The 18349-nt window shown below is 52.9% G+C and carries 20 protein-coding genes, 1 pseudogene and 1 riboswitch; of the genes and pseudogenes, 5 read left to right on the top strand and 16 right to left on the bottom strand.

The window, feature by feature from the left end; genetic code table 11:
• Window positions 1-16 precede the first annotated feature (16 nt).
• From TU75_RS02325 to TU75_RS02315, 3 genes are read right to left on the bottom strand one after another with little or no spacing between them, the layout of a single operon-like run.
• Window positions 17-1300, bottom strand: a complete 1284-nt coding sequence (locus TU75_RS02325) for an arsenic transporter (protein ID WP_060548101.1) — start codon at window positions 1298-1300, stop codon at window positions 17-19.
• A 24-nt stretch (window positions 1301-1324) separates the two neighbouring features.
• Complete coding sequence (locus TU75_RS02320; RefSeq protein ID WP_032856860.1) at window positions 1325-1681, bottom strand: metalloregulator ArsR/SmtB family transcription factor; 357 nt, start codon at window positions 1679-1681, stop codon at window positions 1325-1327.
• The gene (locus TU75_RS02315) at window positions 1678-2100 is read right to left on the bottom strand and encodes an arsenate reductase ArsC (protein ID WP_033902852.1); all 423 of its coding nucleotides are present in this window, start codon (window positions 2098-2100) and stop codon (window positions 1678-1680) included. The genes TU75_RS02320 and TU75_RS02315 overlap by 4 nt, the downstream gene beginning before the upstream one ends.
• Before the next feature lie 141 nt (window positions 2101-2241).
• Here TU75_RS02315 and arsN2 point away from each other — a divergent pair, with 141 nt between their 5' ends.
• Both arsN2 and TU75_RS02305 read left to right on the top strand, forming a co-directional pair.
• Window positions 2242-2691: an arsenic resistance N-acetyltransferase ArsN2 gene (gene arsN2, locus TU75_RS02310; RefSeq protein WP_231981892.1), complete on the top strand. Its 450-nt coding sequence runs from the start codon at window positions 2242-2244 to the stop codon at window positions 2689-2691.
• A gap of 221 nt (window positions 2692-2912) precedes the next feature.
• The gene (locus TU75_RS02305; RefSeq protein WP_060548099.1) at window positions 2913-3248 is read left to right on the top strand and encodes a hypothetical protein; all 336 of its coding nucleotides are present in this window, start codon (window positions 2913-2915) and stop codon (window positions 3246-3248) included.
• A gap of 207 nt (window positions 3249-3455) precedes the next feature.
• Here TU75_RS02305 and TU75_RS02300 read toward each other — a convergent pair whose 3' ends face one another.
• The gene (locus TU75_RS02300) at window positions 3456-3818 is read right to left on the bottom strand and encodes a response regulator (protein WP_060548098.1); all 363 of its coding nucleotides are present in this window, start codon (window positions 3816-3818) and stop codon (window positions 3456-3458) included.
• A 24-nt stretch (window positions 3819-3842) separates the two neighbouring features.
• Complete coding sequence (locus TU75_RS02295; RefSeq protein WP_169851211.1) at window positions 3843-5285, bottom strand: ATPase domain-containing protein; 1443 nt, start codon at window positions 5283-5285, stop codon at window positions 3843-3845.
• 312 nt (window positions 5286-5597) lie between these two features.
• Window positions 5598-5659: riboswitch (Fluoride riboswitch) on the top strand.
• A gap of 138 nt (window positions 5660-5797) precedes the next feature.
• On the opposite strand from TU75_RS02295, the gene crcB reads away from it, so the two are divergent.
• Window positions 5798-6181, top strand: a complete 384-nt coding sequence (crcB, locus tag TU75_RS02290) for a fluoride efflux transporter CrcB (protein ID WP_060548097.1) — start codon at window positions 5798-5800, stop codon at window positions 6179-6181.
• A gap of 10 nt (window positions 6182-6191) precedes the next feature.
• Window positions 6192-6289, top strand: a pseudogene (locus tag TU75_RS28450) (DUF190 domain-containing protein); the annotation flags it as partial.
• Between the two features lie 25 nt (window positions 6290-6314).
• Here the strand turns inward: TU75_RS28450 and TU75_RS28445 are convergent.
• From TU75_RS28445 to TU75_RS02270, 5 genes are all read right to left on the bottom strand, one after another.
• On the bottom strand, window positions 6315-6581 hold the full coding sequence (locus TU75_RS28445; protein WP_082630272.1) for an antitoxin Xre/MbcA/ParS toxin-binding domain-containing protein: 267 nt from the start codon (window positions 6579-6581) through the stop codon (window positions 6315-6317).
• Between the two features lie 352 nt (window positions 6582-6933).
• Window positions 6934-7563 (bottom strand): HAD family hydrolase, encoded by a 630-nt coding sequence (locus tag TU75_RS02285; protein WP_060548096.1) that lies wholly within the window; start codon window positions 7561-7563, stop codon window positions 6934-6936.
• Between the two features lie 81 nt (window positions 7564-7644).
• Window positions 7645-8142, bottom strand: a complete 498-nt coding sequence (locus tag TU75_RS02280) for a hypothetical protein (RefSeq protein WP_060548095.1) — start codon at window positions 8140-8142, stop codon at window positions 7645-7647.
• A 98-nt stretch (window positions 8143-8240) separates the two neighbouring features.
• Window positions 8241-8558, bottom strand: coding sequence for a hypothetical protein (locus TU75_RS02275; protein ID WP_060548094.1), 318 nt, complete (start codon window positions 8556-8558; stop codon window positions 8241-8243).
• A gap of 75 nt (window positions 8559-8633) precedes the next feature.
• The gene (locus tag TU75_RS02270; RefSeq protein ID WP_060548093.1) at window positions 8634-9368 is read right to left on the bottom strand and encodes a metallophosphoesterase; all 735 of its coding nucleotides are present in this window, start codon (window positions 9366-9368) and stop codon (window positions 8634-8636) included.
• Between the two features lie 176 nt (window positions 9369-9544).
• On the opposite strand from TU75_RS02270, the gene TU75_RS02265 reads away from it, so the two are divergent.
• Complete coding sequence (locus tag TU75_RS02265; protein WP_060548092.1) at window positions 9545-10021, top strand: helix-turn-helix domain-containing protein; 477 nt, start codon at window positions 9545-9547, stop codon at window positions 10019-10021.
• Window positions 10022-10072: 51 nt separating this feature from the next.
• Here the strand turns inward: TU75_RS02265 and TU75_RS27960 are convergent, their stop codons facing one another.
• From TU75_RS27960 to TU75_RS02235, 6 genes are all read right to left on the bottom strand, one after another.
• Window positions 10073-11269, bottom strand: a complete 1197-nt coding sequence (locus tag TU75_RS27960) for a hypothetical protein (RefSeq protein ID WP_231981891.1) — start codon at window positions 11267-11269, stop codon at window positions 10073-10075.
• Between the two features lie 143 nt (window positions 11270-11412).
• Window positions 11413-11703, bottom strand: a complete 291-nt coding sequence (locus TU75_RS02255; protein WP_060548223.1) for a hypothetical protein — start codon at window positions 11701-11703, stop codon at window positions 11413-11415.
• A 213-nt stretch (window positions 11704-11916) separates the two neighbouring features.
• Window positions 11917-12750: a thymidylate synthase gene (locus TU75_RS02250; RefSeq protein ID WP_060548091.1), complete on the bottom strand. Its 834-nt coding sequence runs from the start codon at window positions 12748-12750 to the stop codon at window positions 11917-11919.
• The gene (locus TU75_RS02245) at window positions 12747-13256 is read right to left on the bottom strand and encodes a hypothetical protein (RefSeq protein ID WP_060548090.1); all 510 of its coding nucleotides are present in this window, start codon (window positions 13254-13256) and stop codon (window positions 12747-12749) included. The genes TU75_RS02250 and TU75_RS02245 overlap by 4 nt, the downstream gene beginning before the upstream one ends.
• On the bottom strand, window positions 13253-15388 hold the full coding sequence (locus tag TU75_RS02240; RefSeq protein ID WP_060548089.1) for a site-specific integrase: 2136 nt from the start codon (window positions 15386-15388) through the stop codon (window positions 13253-13255). The genes TU75_RS02245 and TU75_RS02240 overlap by 4 nt, the downstream gene beginning before the upstream one ends.
• Window positions 15385-18303, bottom strand: coding sequence for a tyrosine-type recombinase/integrase (locus tag TU75_RS02235; protein WP_141719155.1), 2919 nt, complete (start codon window positions 18301-18303; stop codon window positions 15385-15387). Before TU75_RS02235 ends, TU75_RS02240 begins: the two co-directional genes overlap by 4 nt.
• Between the last annotated feature and the right edge of the window lie 46 nt (window positions 18304-18349).

The raw sequence follows: 18349 nt of genomic DNA, 5'->3' as shown, positions 1-18349 counted from the left end.
CAGAAGATTCCTTGATTCAGAAACTGAGGCGCAATGCCAGGGCAGACAAGGTGGCGACGAGGATAGGCAAGGTCAGCACGATCCCAGTCTTGAAGTAGTAACCCCAACTGATCTTGATGTCCTTCTTGGCCAGCACATGCAGCCACAGCAGCGTGGCCAGACTGCCAATTGGAGTGATCTTCGGGCCTAGATCGCAGCCAATGATGTTGGCGTACACCATTGCTTGCTGTACGACGCCATCAACTTCGGCGGCATGGATGGATAAGGCACCAACCAGAACCGTGGGCATGTTGTTCATGATCGAAGACAGCAATGCTGTTAGCAGCCCTGTACCCAGGGACGCGCCCCAAACGCCATAACCGGCGAACACGTTCAGGATCTGCGCGATGTGGTCGGTCAGGCCGGCGTTCTTCAGGCCATAGACGACCAGGTACATACCCAAAGAAAAAATCACTACTTGCCATGGGGCCTCTTTGAGCACCTTGCTTGTGTTGATGGCGTGACCACGAGCCGCGATGACATAGAGAATGAACGCACAGACCGCTGCAATGGCGCTGATTGGCACCCCCAACGGCTCAATGACAAAGAAGCCGATCAGGAGTAGTGCCAGCACCCACCAGCCGGCTACAAACGTGGCCCGGTCGTGGATTACCTCGTCCGGATTGTTCAGTTGGTTGAGGTCATAGGTCTTTGGTAAATCTTTGCGGAAAAACCACAGCAGCATGGCTAATGTCGCTGCCACGCTGACGATGTTTACCGGCACCATGATCGAAGCATATTCGTTGAAGCCGATATCGAAGTAGTCGGCAGAAACGATGTTGACCAGGTTGGAAACCACCAGCGGTAAGCTCGCCGTGTCGGCGATAAAACCGGCTGCCATGACGAATGCCAAAGTAGCCGCAGGAGAAAAACGCAACGCCAGCAACATCGCGATCACAATGGGTGTGAGGATCAATGCTGCTCCGTCATTGGCGAACAGGGCCGACACCGCTGCGCCAAGCAGGACGATAAATGCGAACAGCTTGCGGGTGCTTCCGCCTCCCCATCGGGCCACATGCAGCGCAGCCCATTTAAAAAAGCCTGCCTCATCAAGCAGCAAACTGATGATGATGACCGCGATGAAAGTTCCGGTAGCATTCCAGACGATGCGCCAGACCTCGGGTATGTCTGCAAGAGTAACGACGCCTGCCAGCAACGCCACGATGGCACCCAACGTGGCACTCCAACCAACTCCGAGCCCTTTGGGCTGCCAGATGACGAGCACGATGGTGGCGATAAATATCAATACGGCAATCAGCATTTCGTTAATCCGGTTGGGCGTGAATCAGCTGCACACGGCCTGGTTGATCGGACGGTCGTTCATACCGCACAGGCGTTTAGTCTCGGTTTCCAGCCATTGCTGATTGGCGTCTACGACTTCTTTCAAAACCGCAGTTACCCACGCAGGCAAATCGGGGTTCAGGCGGTAGTACACCCACTGACCTTGCCGGCGATCCATCAACAAACCAGCAGAACGCAGCAGGGCCAAATGACGAGAAATCTTCGGCTGGTTCAGGTCGAGTGCCGCCGTCAGCTCGCAGACACACAGCTCGCCTTCGCTCACGACAAGCAGGGAAATTTTGGCTCGGGTGTCATCCGCCAAGCACTTGAATAACGTGGTGGGGTTCATGGGTTCTGTCATAGATCCTCCAGGTGTTTGGTCTTGACCAAAACGAAGAGCTTGATGCGCTCGTGGATGTCGTGGAGCGTGTGGCGAAATGCACCGGGATCATCGTTCGTTACTGGGTCAGGAAAGTCCCAGGCAATGACTTCACCTGCACTGGGCATTGGTAGGCACTCGCTGGCGGATTTATCGCAAAGAGTGATTACGTAATCGAATCGATCAGCTTGAAACTCGCTGATGGACTTGCTTCGCAGGCCCGTCGCATCGACTCCAACTGCCTCCAACGCCTGAATCGTGCGCGGATCAACCTCAGAGGGTTGGGATCCTCCGCTGAAGGCCTCGAAGCGCGGGTCGGTGTGACGCAGCAAAGCCTCTGCAAGCTGGGAGCGGGCTGAGTTGGCAACGCACACGAAAAGCACTTTGATAGCAGGGGTCATGACTAGACTCGATGCATATGGAAAATCGAATATACGCTTTGGCAGATATTCGGTAAAGCGAATATGATGACTACGGCTTCGGCTTGGGCCGTAACAGTCCATGCAAAGCAGCACAAAGGAGATGGAAGGATGGAGTGGGAGATGATGATCCAGGCAACGGAAATAGCCGGTGGGCAATGGCAGCGCTTTCGCGATGCACTGAAATCTGCTGACCTTCCATCAGACGATATTGATCTTCCGGGCCGAACCTTTTTTGAGTTCACGCTGGACAGTAAGACGGTCGCATGGGGAGGATTCGAAACGCATGGTACGGACGGGTTGCTGCGTTCCCTGGTCGTGGAGCCGGCATGCAGATCGAAAGGGGTTGGAGCTGAAATGCTTCGAGTCATTGAAGCGATAGCCGCCGGGCAGGGAATCGCTCGATTTCATTTGCTGACAACAACAGCACCAAGATTTTTTGAGCAGCAGGGCTACGCGCTACACCAGCGAGGCTCTGCGCCGCCTCTGATCTCACAGACGGAGCAGTTCAGGGGGCTTTGCCCTGGCTCGGCTTGCTACATGTGTAAGGCGTTACCATTCGTCAATGGCTGATAGTCTGCCCAACGATAGCCTGAGAGGCCAGATCGGAAAAATGTGGCAGTGAGGCTCGGCGCACAAGACCACGAATCGCACAGCTTCTGGTATGGCGCCCCCACTCGATAGAACGCAACGACAGGCTAGATGGGATTAGGCTCGTATGCCGTGGTCAAGTCGCATAAGCTCACATCCTTGTAGAATTGTTTGAGTTAATTGCTTCTCCATCGAGATGTTTTATGAGCGCTGATTTAACTGAAGAAGAAATGCGTCGTGCCTTGTTTGGTGAGGTTCCGCCTGAAGTGCAGATTTCTGCTCCTCCAGTTCTGGAGTCAGTGCCAAAGGTTGTGTTCACAAAACCGGTGGTTGCTCCAGCAGCCAAGAAGAAAGCGGCCAAATCGTTCACGCCCAGGCTGAGGGTCACGCTACGAGTGGGAAACGAATTTGAGGGGGAAGTGCACGAGTTGATTCACGAGGCCGATATCTTGAGCTCTCTACTTGCCGAACATGATGCAGTGAAGGCGGCTAGGAAAAAGTACAAGTACGTGGACGTGGTTTCGGTCAAACCGATGTAGTCGCTCCCGAGCTCGCTAATCAGTCAGGGCATTTATGAGTGCCCTCAGCGCTGCGGGTAGATTACTTGTTTGGACTGTCACATCCATCCCGATAGCGCTGAGTATCCTGTGGATGACCTTTTACTACTCACCCCCGTCGAGAGGCTGTCGCCGGACTTGACTGTAGACCGGCTTGAGGTTGGTCGGGGTATGTAGTTCGACAACCCGCTAATCAGTAGCCAAAAGTTTTTTAACTTCGGCAATGATGGAGTCAATGTTGAATGGCTTCTCCAACACAGCATCAAACAGATCCGATCTCTGCATACCGATGTGTGCCTGAGCACCGCTCATCAGGATGATCGGCAATTGACTAGCCGAAGGCAAAGCTCGAACGGCAGTGGCGAATTCCAGGCCGTCCATGACCGGCATCATAAAGTCGGTAATGATCAAAGCAGGCCGCTCTCTATCGAGCACTTCAAGCCCTTTCTGACCGTTGCTGGCCGTCACCACCATGAACCCCTCATCCTCCAGCGCGAAACTGAGAATATCAGCGATCAAATACTCGTCGTCGACGACCAAGATGGTGGTCATGTTAAATTCAACCCGCACGAAGGCTTAAGATTTTGAACCGGGCAATGTCTCAGTCGGGACTGAAGGTTCATGTCTTGAGGCCTTTTTCAGGAAAACATCTTGATCACGGATGACGACCTCAAAACGCGTAGGGTCGTAAGAGCTGTCTCGTACTTTAAGAATGGAAAGCGTCCTGCTTAGTTCAGAGTGATTCTCAGAGAACCGCATCAGAACCAAATTGTCGACGATGCTGGAGAGGTCAGAGTTCGGTGCGCTGACCTCTGAGCCAAACAGATCGCGCATTTCCCAGGATGCAAATACCGTAACGCCTCTGGATCGTAGTTCGTTCATCAGAGCACTGAAGAAGTCAGTAATCCGCGCTGGATTTGTCGTGACTCGCGTCATGCCGCTCAGGCTATCGATAAATAGACGTTTGATGCCCTTTTCTTCAACGATGCTCAGCAGTCGGGCGCCAAGCCCATCTAGGAGACCCTCTGTGGTGGGCTGCCAGGCAATGCTCAACGCGCCGCTATCTTCCATGCCTTTGATATCGATACCCAGTGATTGGCCTTTGAGCCGCAGCCGTTGTGGGCTTTCGTAGAAACCAAAATGAAGGCCCGGCGCTTCCACAGTCGACTCGGCCAGGAACTTAAGGCCCAGAGTCGTCTTTCCGATCCCAGAAGGGCCTATGACCAGAGATACACTGGAGCTGTGCAGACCTCCGCCTAATATGTCGTCCAGTGATTTGATGCCACTGGCGATACGCGTCATGTCAGCGCTGTCGGGAGAAGACGGGTGGCTGTAGAGACTTTCGAGTCGCGGGTAAACCACCAAGCCCTTGTCGGTAATTTCACACTCGTGAAGACCGGTCATGGCTCCGCTGCCGCGAGTTTTGCGCAGCTGAATTCGACGCACTGAGCGAGTGCCATATAGCTCTTCGCCCATCTCTATGACGCCATCAACCATGGTGTGCTCAGGACTGCCGTCGTCAAGGCGGGAGCTGGTAAGAAACAGCACCGTGCAACCAGCAAAAGCGGCATGCCCTTGCAGTTCAGAAATGAATTTCTTGGTGTCGATGTGTGAATCAGCTTTTGAGCGCGCATTGAGCAAACCGTCTACCACCATCACTGTGGCTTTCTGACGGCTTATCTCGCGTCGAAGCAGTTTCACAACTTCATCCAAACCTTCGTTTTCCAGCGTGTCAAACGCGCTGACAAACTGAATTTCGGCGCCTACTTTGGAAGAGTCGAAAAAGCTCAGCGTAGAAAGGAACTGAAAGAGACGGTCATGCGATTCGGCCAGCAGCGTGGCGACCAGAACCCGGCCTCCATTGCTCGCATGATGGAACCCAAGCTGGTTCGCTAGGATCGTTTTTCCAGACCCTGGGCGCCCTTGGATTATGTATGAAGAGCCTGCTACCAGTCCGCCCTTGAGCAGAGCGTCGAGCCCTTCGATTCCACTTTCGAGGCGTTTTAGCTTTTCCACAATGCGACCCTGATCTGAAAACAGGCTGTTTAAGCCGAGTGGACGGAATGCTAACGCCATTTTCGTTCTAGAGCCATTGGGCCTAGAGCATGGTTGGCTAAGAAAGTTATCCGTCCGAACCAAGGCAGTCTTTTACTCAAACTTCATCCAGTTAACTCTCTTGTGAAATCAACCTTGCTAGCAGATGACCCTCTGATCTTGCAGTGATTCAAATGCAGCAGCCGGCTGCGTGCATTTACCTCAAACATGCCTGATGCGTACCACGTGCCTGGATTGCTTAGAACCGCTTGAAGCATTGCTGGTCGCTGCTATAGGATGAAGAAAGGAGATGGCATTCCTCCTTTAACCGCCTTCGTGCTGATGATGCCTACGTGAACCCTGGACAGGGTGCGTAGGTGCGTCTCCCTGTCCCCCATTTTAGGACAGGCTATGATCTTACCCTCCGACTTTCCTTTTTCTTTCGGCGCGAGCCGCTTGCCAGTTAGTCCACTCAGGTCTGATGAGGTGGGCTCGCCATGCTGAAGTCATTAATGGTCATCGCCGTTGGCGCTTCACTTGGAGCCTGGTTGCGCTGGATATTGGGCATGAAACTGAATGCTCTGTTTCCTACGATTCCTCCAGGTACTGTGGTCGCGAACATGGTTGGGGGCTACATCATCGGCGTGGCCATCGCCTTCTTGGCCGCTTCTCCTACCCTCAGTCCAGAGTGGCGTCTCCTGATCATCACGGGTTTCTGTGGTGGGCTTACCACCTTCTCTACATTTTCAGCCGAAACGGTTGCCTTGATTCAGGAGGGCAGACTGGTCTGGGCGCTTGGCTCAATTTCGTTGCACGTTGCAGGCTCGTTAGCGATGACCGCTGCCGGGCTTCTGTCCTACCAAATGATTGGTACTCGCTGAGGAGATAGAAATGAAAGGCTATATGGTCGTTTTCTTCACCCAACAAAACCGTCGTTATCAGGGAAAGATGCTAGGCGGGGCTGGGTAGATGACTTGGCCAGACGCATACAGAGCAACGACAGGCTAAATGGGATTAGGCTCGTATGCCGTGATCAAGCCGCATAAGTTCGTCATGGATAATTGTGAATCCCATAGGTGTGTACAGCACCCAGCAGGGTGCCTGACGGCCTGTACCTACCACAGATCTTACAAGCCATCGCTGCGCCTTCTTTCGGCTTCCAAACACTTCAAACGCGATTGAGAAGACCTGCTCGTAACGCGCCCGACAGCAACGATGTCTAGCACTCCAGCAGCCGATTGGGGAGCGAACGCATTGCCCGACAATCTTAAGCGCATTCATGCTTTACCCTCTTGTGATACTGGTCTGGTCGCCCCTCGTACACTGTGCAGGGGCATCCCGGCCCCTGTACAACGGCTTCAACACTTCAGCGATTGTGCCGGACAGCCATGATCTGCACGCATGCGGTCTAGACACACTCATTGTCCTGGCTTGGCTGTTGATTGAAGTCATAGTGGTGTGCATCGGAGCGACCCTGATACACATCCGGGGCTACCAGCGCGCTTTCAAACCTCGTTCTAGGCATAAGCCTCCCCACCCACTGACCGTTCGTACGCATGGACAGGGCCACCTCGTGGCGCGGCCCTTTAGCTCAGACGCAACGCTTACCATCGAATTGAGGATCTGCTAGCAGCTACGTATCACTCAGCACTGATTGTGCAAAATGGGAAAGATTGGAAGCCCCGCCTCCATTCCTGCGCAACAGGTAACCCTTGATACCGACCAGGGCAGGCCCATCCCGATCACACCTTTCTGAGTCGCCAATCATGACGATCCGTCTCTTACCACTGAGCTCATTTTCTGGCCGGACATTAAGCAGATCGCAGGTGTGCTGGTAGATGCCGGCTTGCGGTTTCATAACACCAATGCGATAGCTGAAACCATAGGCCCCAAGGTGCGGGAAAATCCTTTCCACTACGGGGCCGTAGGCCATTGCCAGATTTGAACATACGGCCAGTCTCACCCCTGCAGCTTGCAGTAGCCCAACGGCCTCAACCGCGTCTGGATAAGGCTGAATGCTTGCCAGCTCTTCCTCCAAGCATTGATCAAGAAATGCGAGTTGGGTGGGCGAGATCTTGATACCAAAGGCCAGCGCAGCCTCGCTTAGAGAAAGGCAACGGGTCATGATCGTTCGAATGTCATCAGCGCGAGGCAAGCGGCCTTGGCGTCGCCCCTCTCGAAGCAACTGTCGAAACGGATGTGTCGGCTGCTGTATCTCTACCAGCGTTCCGAAGGCGTCAAAGATTACGGCACAGGTCTTCATCTGAGTTTCCTTCGCTGGTCACCGTCAGCGAGACAGCCAGCCACTCTAACGAGAATCAAGTTCAACAACCAAAAAACCAAGCTACCGAAGAGTAACGCCAAATTTTGAAAATTCATCCACCAGCGTTTTTCGACCCAGCATTTTCGGAAGCTTGAAGACGTTCCTGTACCCATACCACAAAAACATAGGAATAATGACAAGCCCAACTCCAAAGGTTGCCGTTGCAGCAATAATCCCAGCTGGAACCGCTGCTAGCGAAATAACCACACCCTTTACCAAAGTCGACCTTGCAATAATTCGCAGATCATCCAAGTCGCACTCAACTTTCCCACCAGCCTTCTCAAAAGCGACAACAATTATCGATTTCTTTGAGGCATGCTTATAGTACCAAGTTCGCGGAACATCAGTCGCCAAAGCACCATGTTTCACAAGGTACTTCAGCATCACAACCTCTTTGAAATAGAGAGTAGCGCCGTGCTCATCTTCATATCTAACACGTCGATAGAGAGCGTCTAGATCACCGCTCCCTTGAGCATCATAGTTCTTAACAGTCAATGTCAGTTTCTTTAACTCGGACATGCTTCTTCCCTTAAACACACATTAACTATTAATGGATTAGATGACGGTGGGGCCTAATTAAGTAGGCTGAGACAGCGGCCTCGACAACGCGGGGGCACTCAAGCGGCGGCAGGCAATCGGCTGACCATGACGTAATGATCGTTGCCTGACACTGTCCGCAATAACGCCATGCCTTCGACCTCCGCTATCACCTCACTAGGGGGTGTGACAATTGTCATCCCATCAACCAGTTGCCCTGAAAGATCGCCATACACATACGCAACGAAACGATCGCCAACTTCAGCTGCATCTACCAAGTACGCGTCCACTAGCGCACCCCAATCATGGGCCTGCGCAATCGCCAACTTAGCTGACACCAGACTGGGCAGTCGTATTACGCCCTCAACCATCCAGCCCTGGGAATTCAGACAACTCATGGATTCTCCATCACGTTCGAATTTGAAACCTACTCACTTACTGAAAAAGCTAAACGACGGCAGCCCAATCAGTCTTCATACACTGACAACTAGGTCTGGCCGAAAGCCAGTTTCTTCGGTGGGATAACCACGAGGATTACTCACAAACCGGACGCCATTAACAACCTCATCCACAGCTTCGTGGGTATGGCCAAAGATCCATAGATCGATCTTGAAATCCATCAGGCCATCCCAATTGTTGCCATAGGCTGCTCGCAAGTGAGGATCGGCTCCTTGGTCACTCACGAACTTCATAAGGGGCGGATGGTGAGTCACAACTACACGCTTACCGTTGAATGGCAGCGACAGCTGAGCCTCTAACCACTCCTTCGTCTCTCGATTTCTCGCGATCAGGTCATCAGGGCGCAAACGCCGATACTGTTCACCGACACGGATAGCGCGAAAGTCATTCAGTGAGTCACGAGCACACCAAGAAGCAGCTACTGGGTCTCCGGTCGCGGCCAGGCTTGTCCAAGCCGTAGCACAGAGAAACTGCACATCACCGTACTCTAAAACCTGATTTTCCAAGACGTGGACGTGCGCCTCAGCAGCGTCAAGCAGCTTGCTGTGAGTTCGATCTATATTCCCGCTGTAGTGCTCATGATTGCCCATGGCGTAGACGACAGGCGTGCTGAAGGCCAGGCTGGCCCATCTGGCCCCCCTGGACTTCACATGGATGTCGCCGGCTAATACGACCACGTCACAGTCCACCACAGGGGGGACGAAATCGGCGAACTCACAATGTAAATCAGACAGTATGTGAAGCTTCATCCCTAGCCTGCTGACGTCGACTTTCTAATAAATTGATCACTCCCTGGCCGGTCGCCCGGACGCGGCGAGGCTGTCATCTGTAGGCCCACGATAAACGATGAGCGCCATTATTGCCAGCTTTCGATATTTATCGACGCATGGCGCTGTGGCCCTATTCTTCGTTTTGAGCGCTCAGCATGCAGAACGAGATAGCAGCAATAGTCCGAGCTCTGCGCGACCTTAGAGGATCGGCCCAGGAGGAGCTCGCCGAGATCAGTTCCCAAGCCAATCTGTCGCGATTGGAGCAAGGGAAAACGCAGGTATCTTTGGTCAAGCTGAGCAAGATCGCGCTGAGCCTGGACTTCGACCTCGTGGCTCTGGTCGCACTGTGTCAGGCCCTCCAGGATGGGTCATCACCTATCGATGTCATGGCGAAGGCTTCGAAGGATTTGGAGGGCTTCATAGCCGAGGGAGGCTTGCAGGGCCTGAAGAGGCACTGGGACGCTGGTGAAGGGCTGGTAAAGCGCACGCGAGGCAAACCCAGCAGTCCAGACCGAATCCGAGCTGTACTAGAGCTCAAGGCCAGTGGCATGTCGAAGGCGGAGGTGAGTCGAGCGCTTGGTTTGCCTGAAGCGACTGTCAGGCGTTACTGGCTCAAAGAACTGCCTGGCTAAAAAGGGAATTGCGGGTAAGAGCAGAGAAACCCTCCGCTTGTCCGATTCGATTTAGCGCGGCGGCAGATCCGTGAAGCGCAGCCTGGGATAGATCCGCCTTTCCTCAGCGCATTTGGAAATCTGGAAGAACGCTGACAGCAGTGCATCTTCCGAAGGGCAGTGGCGGGTCATGACCTCGAACTCGTTGTAATCGAACGCGAGGACGCGGACACCGACCTCATCCATGAACTTCAAAATCATGGTGGTGTATTCATCGTAGTTGTCGATAAAAAACTCTCTGACCACGACAACTCCCACCAGGGGTCGTGCAGCAAGATCAATGTCCAAGGGCGTGCCGTCCACAAGCGCCAAGGCTGGATTGCCTTCTCGCTTGATCGTTGAAATAGCGCCACGTAGTTGCTGAAGGCCGTTCTTCAACTGACCTATGGCCTTCTTTCGCTTTCTCTCAAGCGTTGTGTTCAACGTCGCTGGGGTATTGGGACTGTCCTTCGCCTGCAGCAGTAAAGTCACTTCATCGCCCATTACCACTACGTCAGCCAGCTCCTCGCCATCGGAGACCTTCAAGGGGCCATGGATGATCCGCTCGGAGGTATATGCCCGCTGGAGCAGATAGATGATATCCAGTTCCTGAAACGTACCCGGCTCAGTGCGCTCCAACTGTGTATTGGAAAAGCCTTTGGAGCCTCGAAAGTCCTGGCGGGTAAGGTCGGTGATCAAATAGTCCGAAGGGAACAGATCCTCTTGTAGGAACACCGTTATGGCACGAGCGTCGTCCTCATAGGTCGTGAGGCTGAACCATCTGTCCGCCTGCTCATACATCTTGGGCCAGTGATCTGCTTCAATGGGGCTGAGTGTACCGAGCTCCTTGCGGAGCTGACCAAGCTTCGCCTGGGCCTTACAACTGAACAGCTCACGGTTGTGCTCGTCGAAAAAGCACACACTGAACTCGTCAGGTAAACTCTGCAGTGCCTCGGTGAGAGGGTCACCAGGGATGAGTGGGGTTTTGATCAATAGCGGGCTTTGTGGGTCATCAAAGCAGGCTGTGAGAAGCGTAAGCCCCGTCGTCTCGTCTGCCTTGTATGGCGCGAGGTAAAGCTTCAATTCACGCCTTTGCTGAGCGGCCAGGATCAGCTCTTTCCCTGCCTTGATTACAAGCACGAAGCCTTCAGGGCCTTCAACGATCCACAATCCACGGGCTAACACCGCGATTTGCTGAAGCGCTTGTGGCTTCATGATCGTGAGGTACATGTGAACTCCTTGGCGGTTGCCTGATTGCGTCCTGCATAACCTGAAGCCTACGCTGGAGGTCGCCCGAGAGATAGCAGCTCACTGGTATATCAAGATCGAAGTAGCCACTTGGAGCAGGCCTGCCCGGCTACCGCCATTGATCCTCAGATCTGTTGGACGGAGACAACGTCGATGTACTTGTACTTCTTCTTACGCGCCGCGTTCTTGGCCTCCAATTCAGCGACCAGTCGGCTCAGTGTGTTCGATTCATAAACGAAAACGTCCATATGCCCTTCGAACACCTTGGTGACGTGAAGGGTAACCCGCAATTTACTTGGACGAGGTTGCTCAGAGGCCTTCGGTGCTGCAGGGCTTTGCCTAGGTTTGAAGCTGCTAGGTGGTAAGCCGCTGAAAAGCGCGTCCCGCATCTGCTCTTCTGTGAGCACTTCAGACATCCACAAACCTCCAGTTCGCTGGGCAATGACAGACAACATGTCCTGACCTGCCTGGAGATAGGTTCGGCAGGAAGGTGCTTGGATCAAACGGTTTTTAAGCGCTTCCAAGGCCGCAGCAGGAGCGACGTCTAAAGCGATGAGGCTAGGCCTGGTCTTCCCCACCGATATCCCATCCTGGCCAACCAAGATTTGGCTAGCCAGGCATTGACTCAGTTAGATCGATACAGGAGCGGGGATATGAGGATGTGGGTCATAGCCCACAATCTCAAAGTCTTCAAATTTGTAGTCGTAGATGCTCTCTGGCTTACGCTTGAACACCAACTTCGGAAGAGGGCGTGGCTCACGAGTAAGTTGCAGCTTTACTTGCTCAATATGATTCAAGTAAATATGCGCATCACCCATGGTAACTACAACTTCGCCAACTCCCAAATCACATTGCTGTGCGAGCATATGAGTTAGAAAACTAACCCCAGCCAAATTGTAGGGATTGCCAAGCAATAGGTCACTAGACCGAATATATAAGTGCGCGGACAACTTATTATTTGCCACATAGAATTGATAGAGCAAATGGCATGGTGGCAGTGCCATCTTCCCGTTCCGCGCATTCTCTTGTGGGCTTACCGACTCATCCGGAAGGTACTCAACATTCCACCCGTGGAAGAGAATGCGACGACTATTTGGGTTCGTTTTGAGCGTGTTGATGACGTAGTCAATCTGATTGATGGTCTTGCCGTCCTGGGTAGGCCAGGCCGTCCACTGCTTGCCGTAGATCGGGCCGAGGTCACCGTCTTCAGTCGCCCACTCATCCCAGATGCTGACACCGTGCTCCTTGAGCCATTTGGTGTTGGTGTCACCATTCAGGAACCAGATCATCTCGTTGATGATGCTCTTGAAATGCAGCTTCTTGGTGGTGAGCAGCGGGAAGCCATCTTCCAGGTTGTGGCGGAATTGGCGACCAAAGACACTCAGCGTGCCTGTGCCGGTGCGATCGCCTTTCTCGACGCCATTGCTTAGCACGTCAGCTAGCAGGTCTTGGTATGCTTTCAATTCGCTTTCTCCGCGTTTTCGGCCTCCAGGACGGCAATGACGTCCCGGAGCCGCTCAATCTCGTGTTCAAGAGATCCAATTTTTGACAGGTGTCCATTGGAATCCTGTAGAGCCATGTCTCGTGCATCACGAACCTTAGCCAAACGGGCATCCAGCACAGCAGCCGTCTCTTGAGAGTCTCTATACTTATTGAACCAGTATACAACTTCTAGACGACTTTTTTCTAGACGGTCTTCCAAGATACTGACTGGATCTTGGCGTTTAACTTTTTTACGCGCAATTGCTAACTTCTTTAGAGCGCGTTGCTCTTTAATAAGTGCAAGCTTGTCCAGAGGAAACTGACGCAGGTATATCGTATTGCGATGGACTCCAGAAATCCTGCTTAACTCAGAAACAGTTGCCTTAATTGAGCCATCTCTTGAAATAAGGGCCAGCGCTTCTGTTAGAACAGCTGTGATCCGGTCGTAATCGGCGGAATTGCGCGCATCAAATGGTTGACTGCTCATACTTCAAGCTCCGTAGCTTCGCCAAGCCAATCCAGTACCCCTTTGGCCTCGTTAATGACTTCATTGATTTGATCCAAGCGATCCTGATAGAACGGGTCAGTGAGCAACGCGCGATTCTGGGTATAAATCTCTCTCCACTTTGGAGCATGAGCCTTAGTAATCACAGAGTTGGCGCAGCGGTTAGGATTACAGCGAAGCCCACCGATACAAGGCAAGCTTTCATCAAACTCTTCAACACGACCTCCGTAGCACATCCCCATACCCACGTTCACTACTGCGATGCCTTGGGCTACAAGGGCATTGATGACTTCATCGTAGGTGTAGCCCGCGTCTTCGTACATTTTAAAAATCGCCTTGTTCTTCGCTTTGTGCGCAGCGCCGTTTGCCCCAGCATATGTGCCCTCCGGATCGTAGTGAAGCCGCACTACTTCCCTCTCTGCCATAAACCGGTATTTGTTGCTCTTGCCGGCCTGACGACCTCCCATCTCGATTAAATCGCCAATATGCCCATAAACCAAAGTGACAGCACTAAAACCCCGATTATAATAGCCACCGATAATATCGCCAAAATGCTTTAATTGATGGCTGATGAACGGCAACCCTACCTCAGCACGGTATAGCTGATAAGCCAGGGTGTGGCGCAACATATATGGATAAAAACCAAGCGCCTTATACTCATCCTCAGGAAGAATATATTCAAAAAAGGACATCAAGTGGTACTTCATTCCCACACTGCTGACCTCTACCGGTTTCGCGCCTGGCGCTACTGTATCTGTAGGAGCAAATAGGAAAGGCGTCTGCTTATATTTAGCCAGAATTTTGGCTGCAGCCACCGCATCGCGAACAATCGGGATAGCCACCCAAGTATCATCGAACAACTTTCCGTAGGCGTTGCGGTGCTTTACGACATGACTATTGAGCACCCAGTACTGGCCACTCTCAGAAAGCGCACGTTCAAAGGTGATTTGAGACAGCTCTGAGGGCCTCATACCTGAGTACTGGGCCACAATGTAGCAGCAGCTGTAGTAGACCTGGTCAAGATACTTACGAAGTGTACGATTGATTAGACCGCCCGCGATCTTTTTCACTGTCGAAACGGAGATCAGTGATGCACCCTCCTGTTGAAAAGGCGACATCAACTCATCCGGTACCTCGCCCATGACCGATGAGATAGTATTCTCCGGATAGCCAGCCTGTTTGAGACGCATAAGCGTGTACATGTTGAGCAAGCGAGGGGTCAGCTCATGCTCGTCTGCACGGTTGAATGCCCTGGCGTCACGACGCCGAAGGCTATCGATGTCCACTACCGATTCACCAAGTGTCGCCAAGAAATCCACAATCAACATGGAGGCTGTTAACGAAGAGTGCTCGAAGACTTTGTTCGACAGCACCTCACTTACCACCTTGTCGGTCGCCCCAGATGCCTTTTCTGTAGCGATATGCGCCCACTGAAGCTTGTTCAGATCGACATGTGGCAGAAACCCGCCGAACACGTTTTCAGCAAAATACGGGGCACGAATAACGTTAAAGAACACTTTCAAGGCAGAGTTAAAGATAAAGTCGTATTGTTTTGCGGCTTCACGATAAGAAAGGGTGTCAAACCCCCGCACGCCGGTCTCAATACGCTGGACATAGTCTCGCCCAAACTCCTCTTGATCGCAGAGAGACATTTGATCCAGAAACCTCATGCCCGCTGAGAAATTCATGATGATCGAAGTGGCTTTCTTGTTCTTAGATTTTCGGCCACCATAAACATGCGACGGGGCTAGGTAATAAAGATAGAACGCGACTTTCATCTCAAGCAGTACCAACGCGCTTACTGCAGTATACTTAGACCAGTCCATTCGTAGCGCCGCCCCTCTAACGCTACGGGGAGAGTTGGGATAATCGCCATTGAAATCCCAGACCATATCCTTAATCAACGAACGGACTCCAGTTTCTGGGTTCGGCCTCGCTACCGGCAGCATCAACAATGCCTCATAGTACGCGGCGGCATCCACTCCACTCGTGGCCGCTAACGTCTCGTCTGCAGCCCGCTGCCTGAACACTACTCCTGTAGAGTCAGCGTGAGGAGCGAACCAAGAGCGCAAAGAGCTGAACTTTGACAGCAAATCAAAATGTGCTTCGTTCATTGGAATGTCCCCTCAACCATCACGCTCGTTTCAATGTATTCCGACAGCTGCTCTGCCTCTGCCAGCTCTTCAGGCGTAAAATCTGAGAACTTTGGATCGAGGATCTCTTCGAGCAATGCCAGGTTCTCCAAAATTACTGCACCGTAAGGAGTGTCCAGGACTCTCGATGACTCAATGGCATGGAGATAATCTCGACGCATCGCAAAAAGATCGGGCAGATTCGCTTTCGTGATGAGTCGGTTATCGCAACCCAGGCACTTGTTATAGAGCGAACAAGGTCTGCCCGGAATATAGCTTTTGAGCTTCTTGATGAAGTCAGGAGGGTTCAGGATATTGCGACACCCACCCAAAGGAGTTTTGAAGATAATGACATCTGACGGCGTCGCACGCGGCGCGGCCATCGGCTCGGTATTCACCGTTCGCTTGTGGATGTCTCGCAGGGCTTCGTCGAGCACCTTACGCGCCATGCGATTGAGATCGAGCCTGTCCAGATACACCACAGTGGTACGCATGCTTTTATGACCAAGTAGCACCTGGATCTCGCGCAGACTGACACCCTTTTCGATTAACCCACTCACAAAGCTTGGACGCAGCCTGGAGGCGGTTAGTTGGAGAGGCTCCCCCTCATCGGTGAGCAAGCCATGACTTTTCGTGAAATGGTTAAACATTTTGTTTAGGATCGTTGGGCCAGCCCCATCTAGCGCTTTGATCTGGTCGCGCCCTCTCGTTGATCCATCTCGGAAGATGAAAAGGCGAGTCGCCACCTCAGGGCTTGCCTCGGCACGCAGCTGCGCAGTAAGCGCCATCACGTCTGCAAAGATTTTCCGGACTTCTCGACCCTGCGAGGATGTGAGCCAGGAGATTTCCGCTTGGAAAATGTCGAGCGGATATTCTTTTGCACCAGTGGAGCGCTCCTTCCAATATCTGAGGCACGGTCGATTAGAAAGGCGATGGCGCTCTTCGAAGTCCTCACAGTCCAACCCAAGCAGTGAGTCGGCGTTAAGGCCTGTGACTTGGGCCAATCGGGCAACATAGGGCGCCAGAGTGTTCGCGTTAAGCGTGTAGAGCACTCCCCAGCTTTGGTAAATGTCGTGAATCGACTGATCCGACCTATTGATGATGCGAACAAAGGCAATCTGATAACGGTCTTCGCTACCCTTTAAATTGAAACCGATAGGTTTGCAATCCAGCTTGTTCTCAAAGATCCACCGCGCGTTCTCCAGCGTGCCATAACCCCGCCTCACATGACCCAACACATCAAGAGGGTCTTCCCCTCGACCACTCGGCTCATAAGGCCGCACCAGCGCGTTTGTATGATCAATCGCACGGGCCAGAGACTCGCTGATACGATTCCTCTCGTTTGGGGTGTAGGGGCGGTACCGATCAGTTTCAGCAGCCTTTTCAAACTCCGAAACCGGAATGTATGAAACGATTCCTAGCCCCTCCGTATGCTTTGCAGTCTCCATGACATTCCTCGCACTACTCAAGATCGTATTGCACGTGAGCGTGGCGAGCCTCCCCTCGATAAGCTGGGTTTCAAGGTACTTTTTGAACCTTGCGAGCGAGTAAACACCGACCATCTCGGTGAGCAGTTCGTGTCCCTCAAGACCCGACTCCAAGAGGCTGGCGCGGTAGTGTGAATATGCAAGGCGATAGTTCGTGACCCCGGAGTCGCGGTGCGATCCCAACGAGGCAACGGAAAAAAGGTGCAACAGGGGTGAGAATGGCTGACCGTCCGTGGGCGCCAAGTCCGCACTACTTTCGACCAGCATCTTGCGGTAGGCATACATACGCTTCAGCGTCGATGATTCCTCAGCCTCCGCATCTGCCACTGCCTCATCCGCGAGACGCTTCTCTCTGTCGCGCTCAGCGACGGTTTTGTACTCGCTCGCGAGAACGCCGAGGGACAAAAGATCAGTTGTGATCTCGTCCATAGTGATAGCGATCAAGGGAAGCTTCCAGTTGCCCTTGAGATTGGCGAACTCTTCAATTTGATCAAGGTAACCCTTCCGCTTGATCTTGTTGGCAAATGTGGGGATGGCGCGCTTTTGCTCCTGATCCAGCCCCTCATACCAGCGCAACAACCGTCTGCGCCCGTCACACTCAAACGAGCTGTGGCCAGGGAAGACGATCAACTGCTCGGCCATGGCTTGAATGACGCCTTCCGTAAGGTGTCGTTGATTTCTTACGGCGGCGGCAGACACGCCAATCTGCTCGGCAACGAAATCCACCAGTATCCGAGGCTCACCCTCACGCGGAACCAAAGGAATCTGGAGCAGCAAATCACGGCTTGCACTGACTTCGGCAACCCACTCTTGAATCAGCTCAGCGATCGCAGCCGAGTTCTTCCTCCGGCCAGGGAAGCTTTCTGGGATCTCAGCGCCTTGGAGCTTCAAGACCTGAGTAGAAATGTCCTCCCAGGTAGACATAAACAGCTCAGAATCACGCCCGCGATACATACCAGGGCCAGCGTTCTCAACCGCACCCGCGAACGCGATTTTCCCGTTGATAAAAGGCAGATTTCGCTTATCGTCATCTGAGAGCGGTTCAAACCAATTCAACAACCTCCGACGCAGCTCGTTGTCTCGGATGGGGTACGACTCGATAACGATATTTTCGGCAACCATGGCCTGATAAACGCACGCGATAGAGGGATCCTGAGTTGATAGCAGCAACGGATCTACCCCCAAGACCTCGGAGACGTACTTTGTGGAAATATTTCCGAGGCTCCGAGGTTGCAGCATGACCTGCAGGAGAGCTTGGCGGTCATCTACCACCGATTCTGCCCAGTCACGGAGCTTGGCGCTCACTGCCTGTAGCGCAGCATCCTTCGCACTGAGCTCGGGGAAAGCCGGATTGGTACTTACGATACTTTCAGAGATTTTCAGTTGTTCACACATGAATTCATCATCCACAGCGGCACCACAGCCCTATAAAGGGCGCTGCCAAATATTCGGGAGG

Origin of the sequence: Pseudomonas poae (assembly GCF_001439785.1) — a bacterium.
GTDB lineage: Bacteria > Pseudomonadota > Gammaproteobacteria > Pseudomonadales > Pseudomonadaceae > Aquipseudomonas > Aquipseudomonas poae.
Note: the sequence above shows the minus strand (reverse complement) of the source record. Positions and strands in the feature narration are given on the sequence as shown.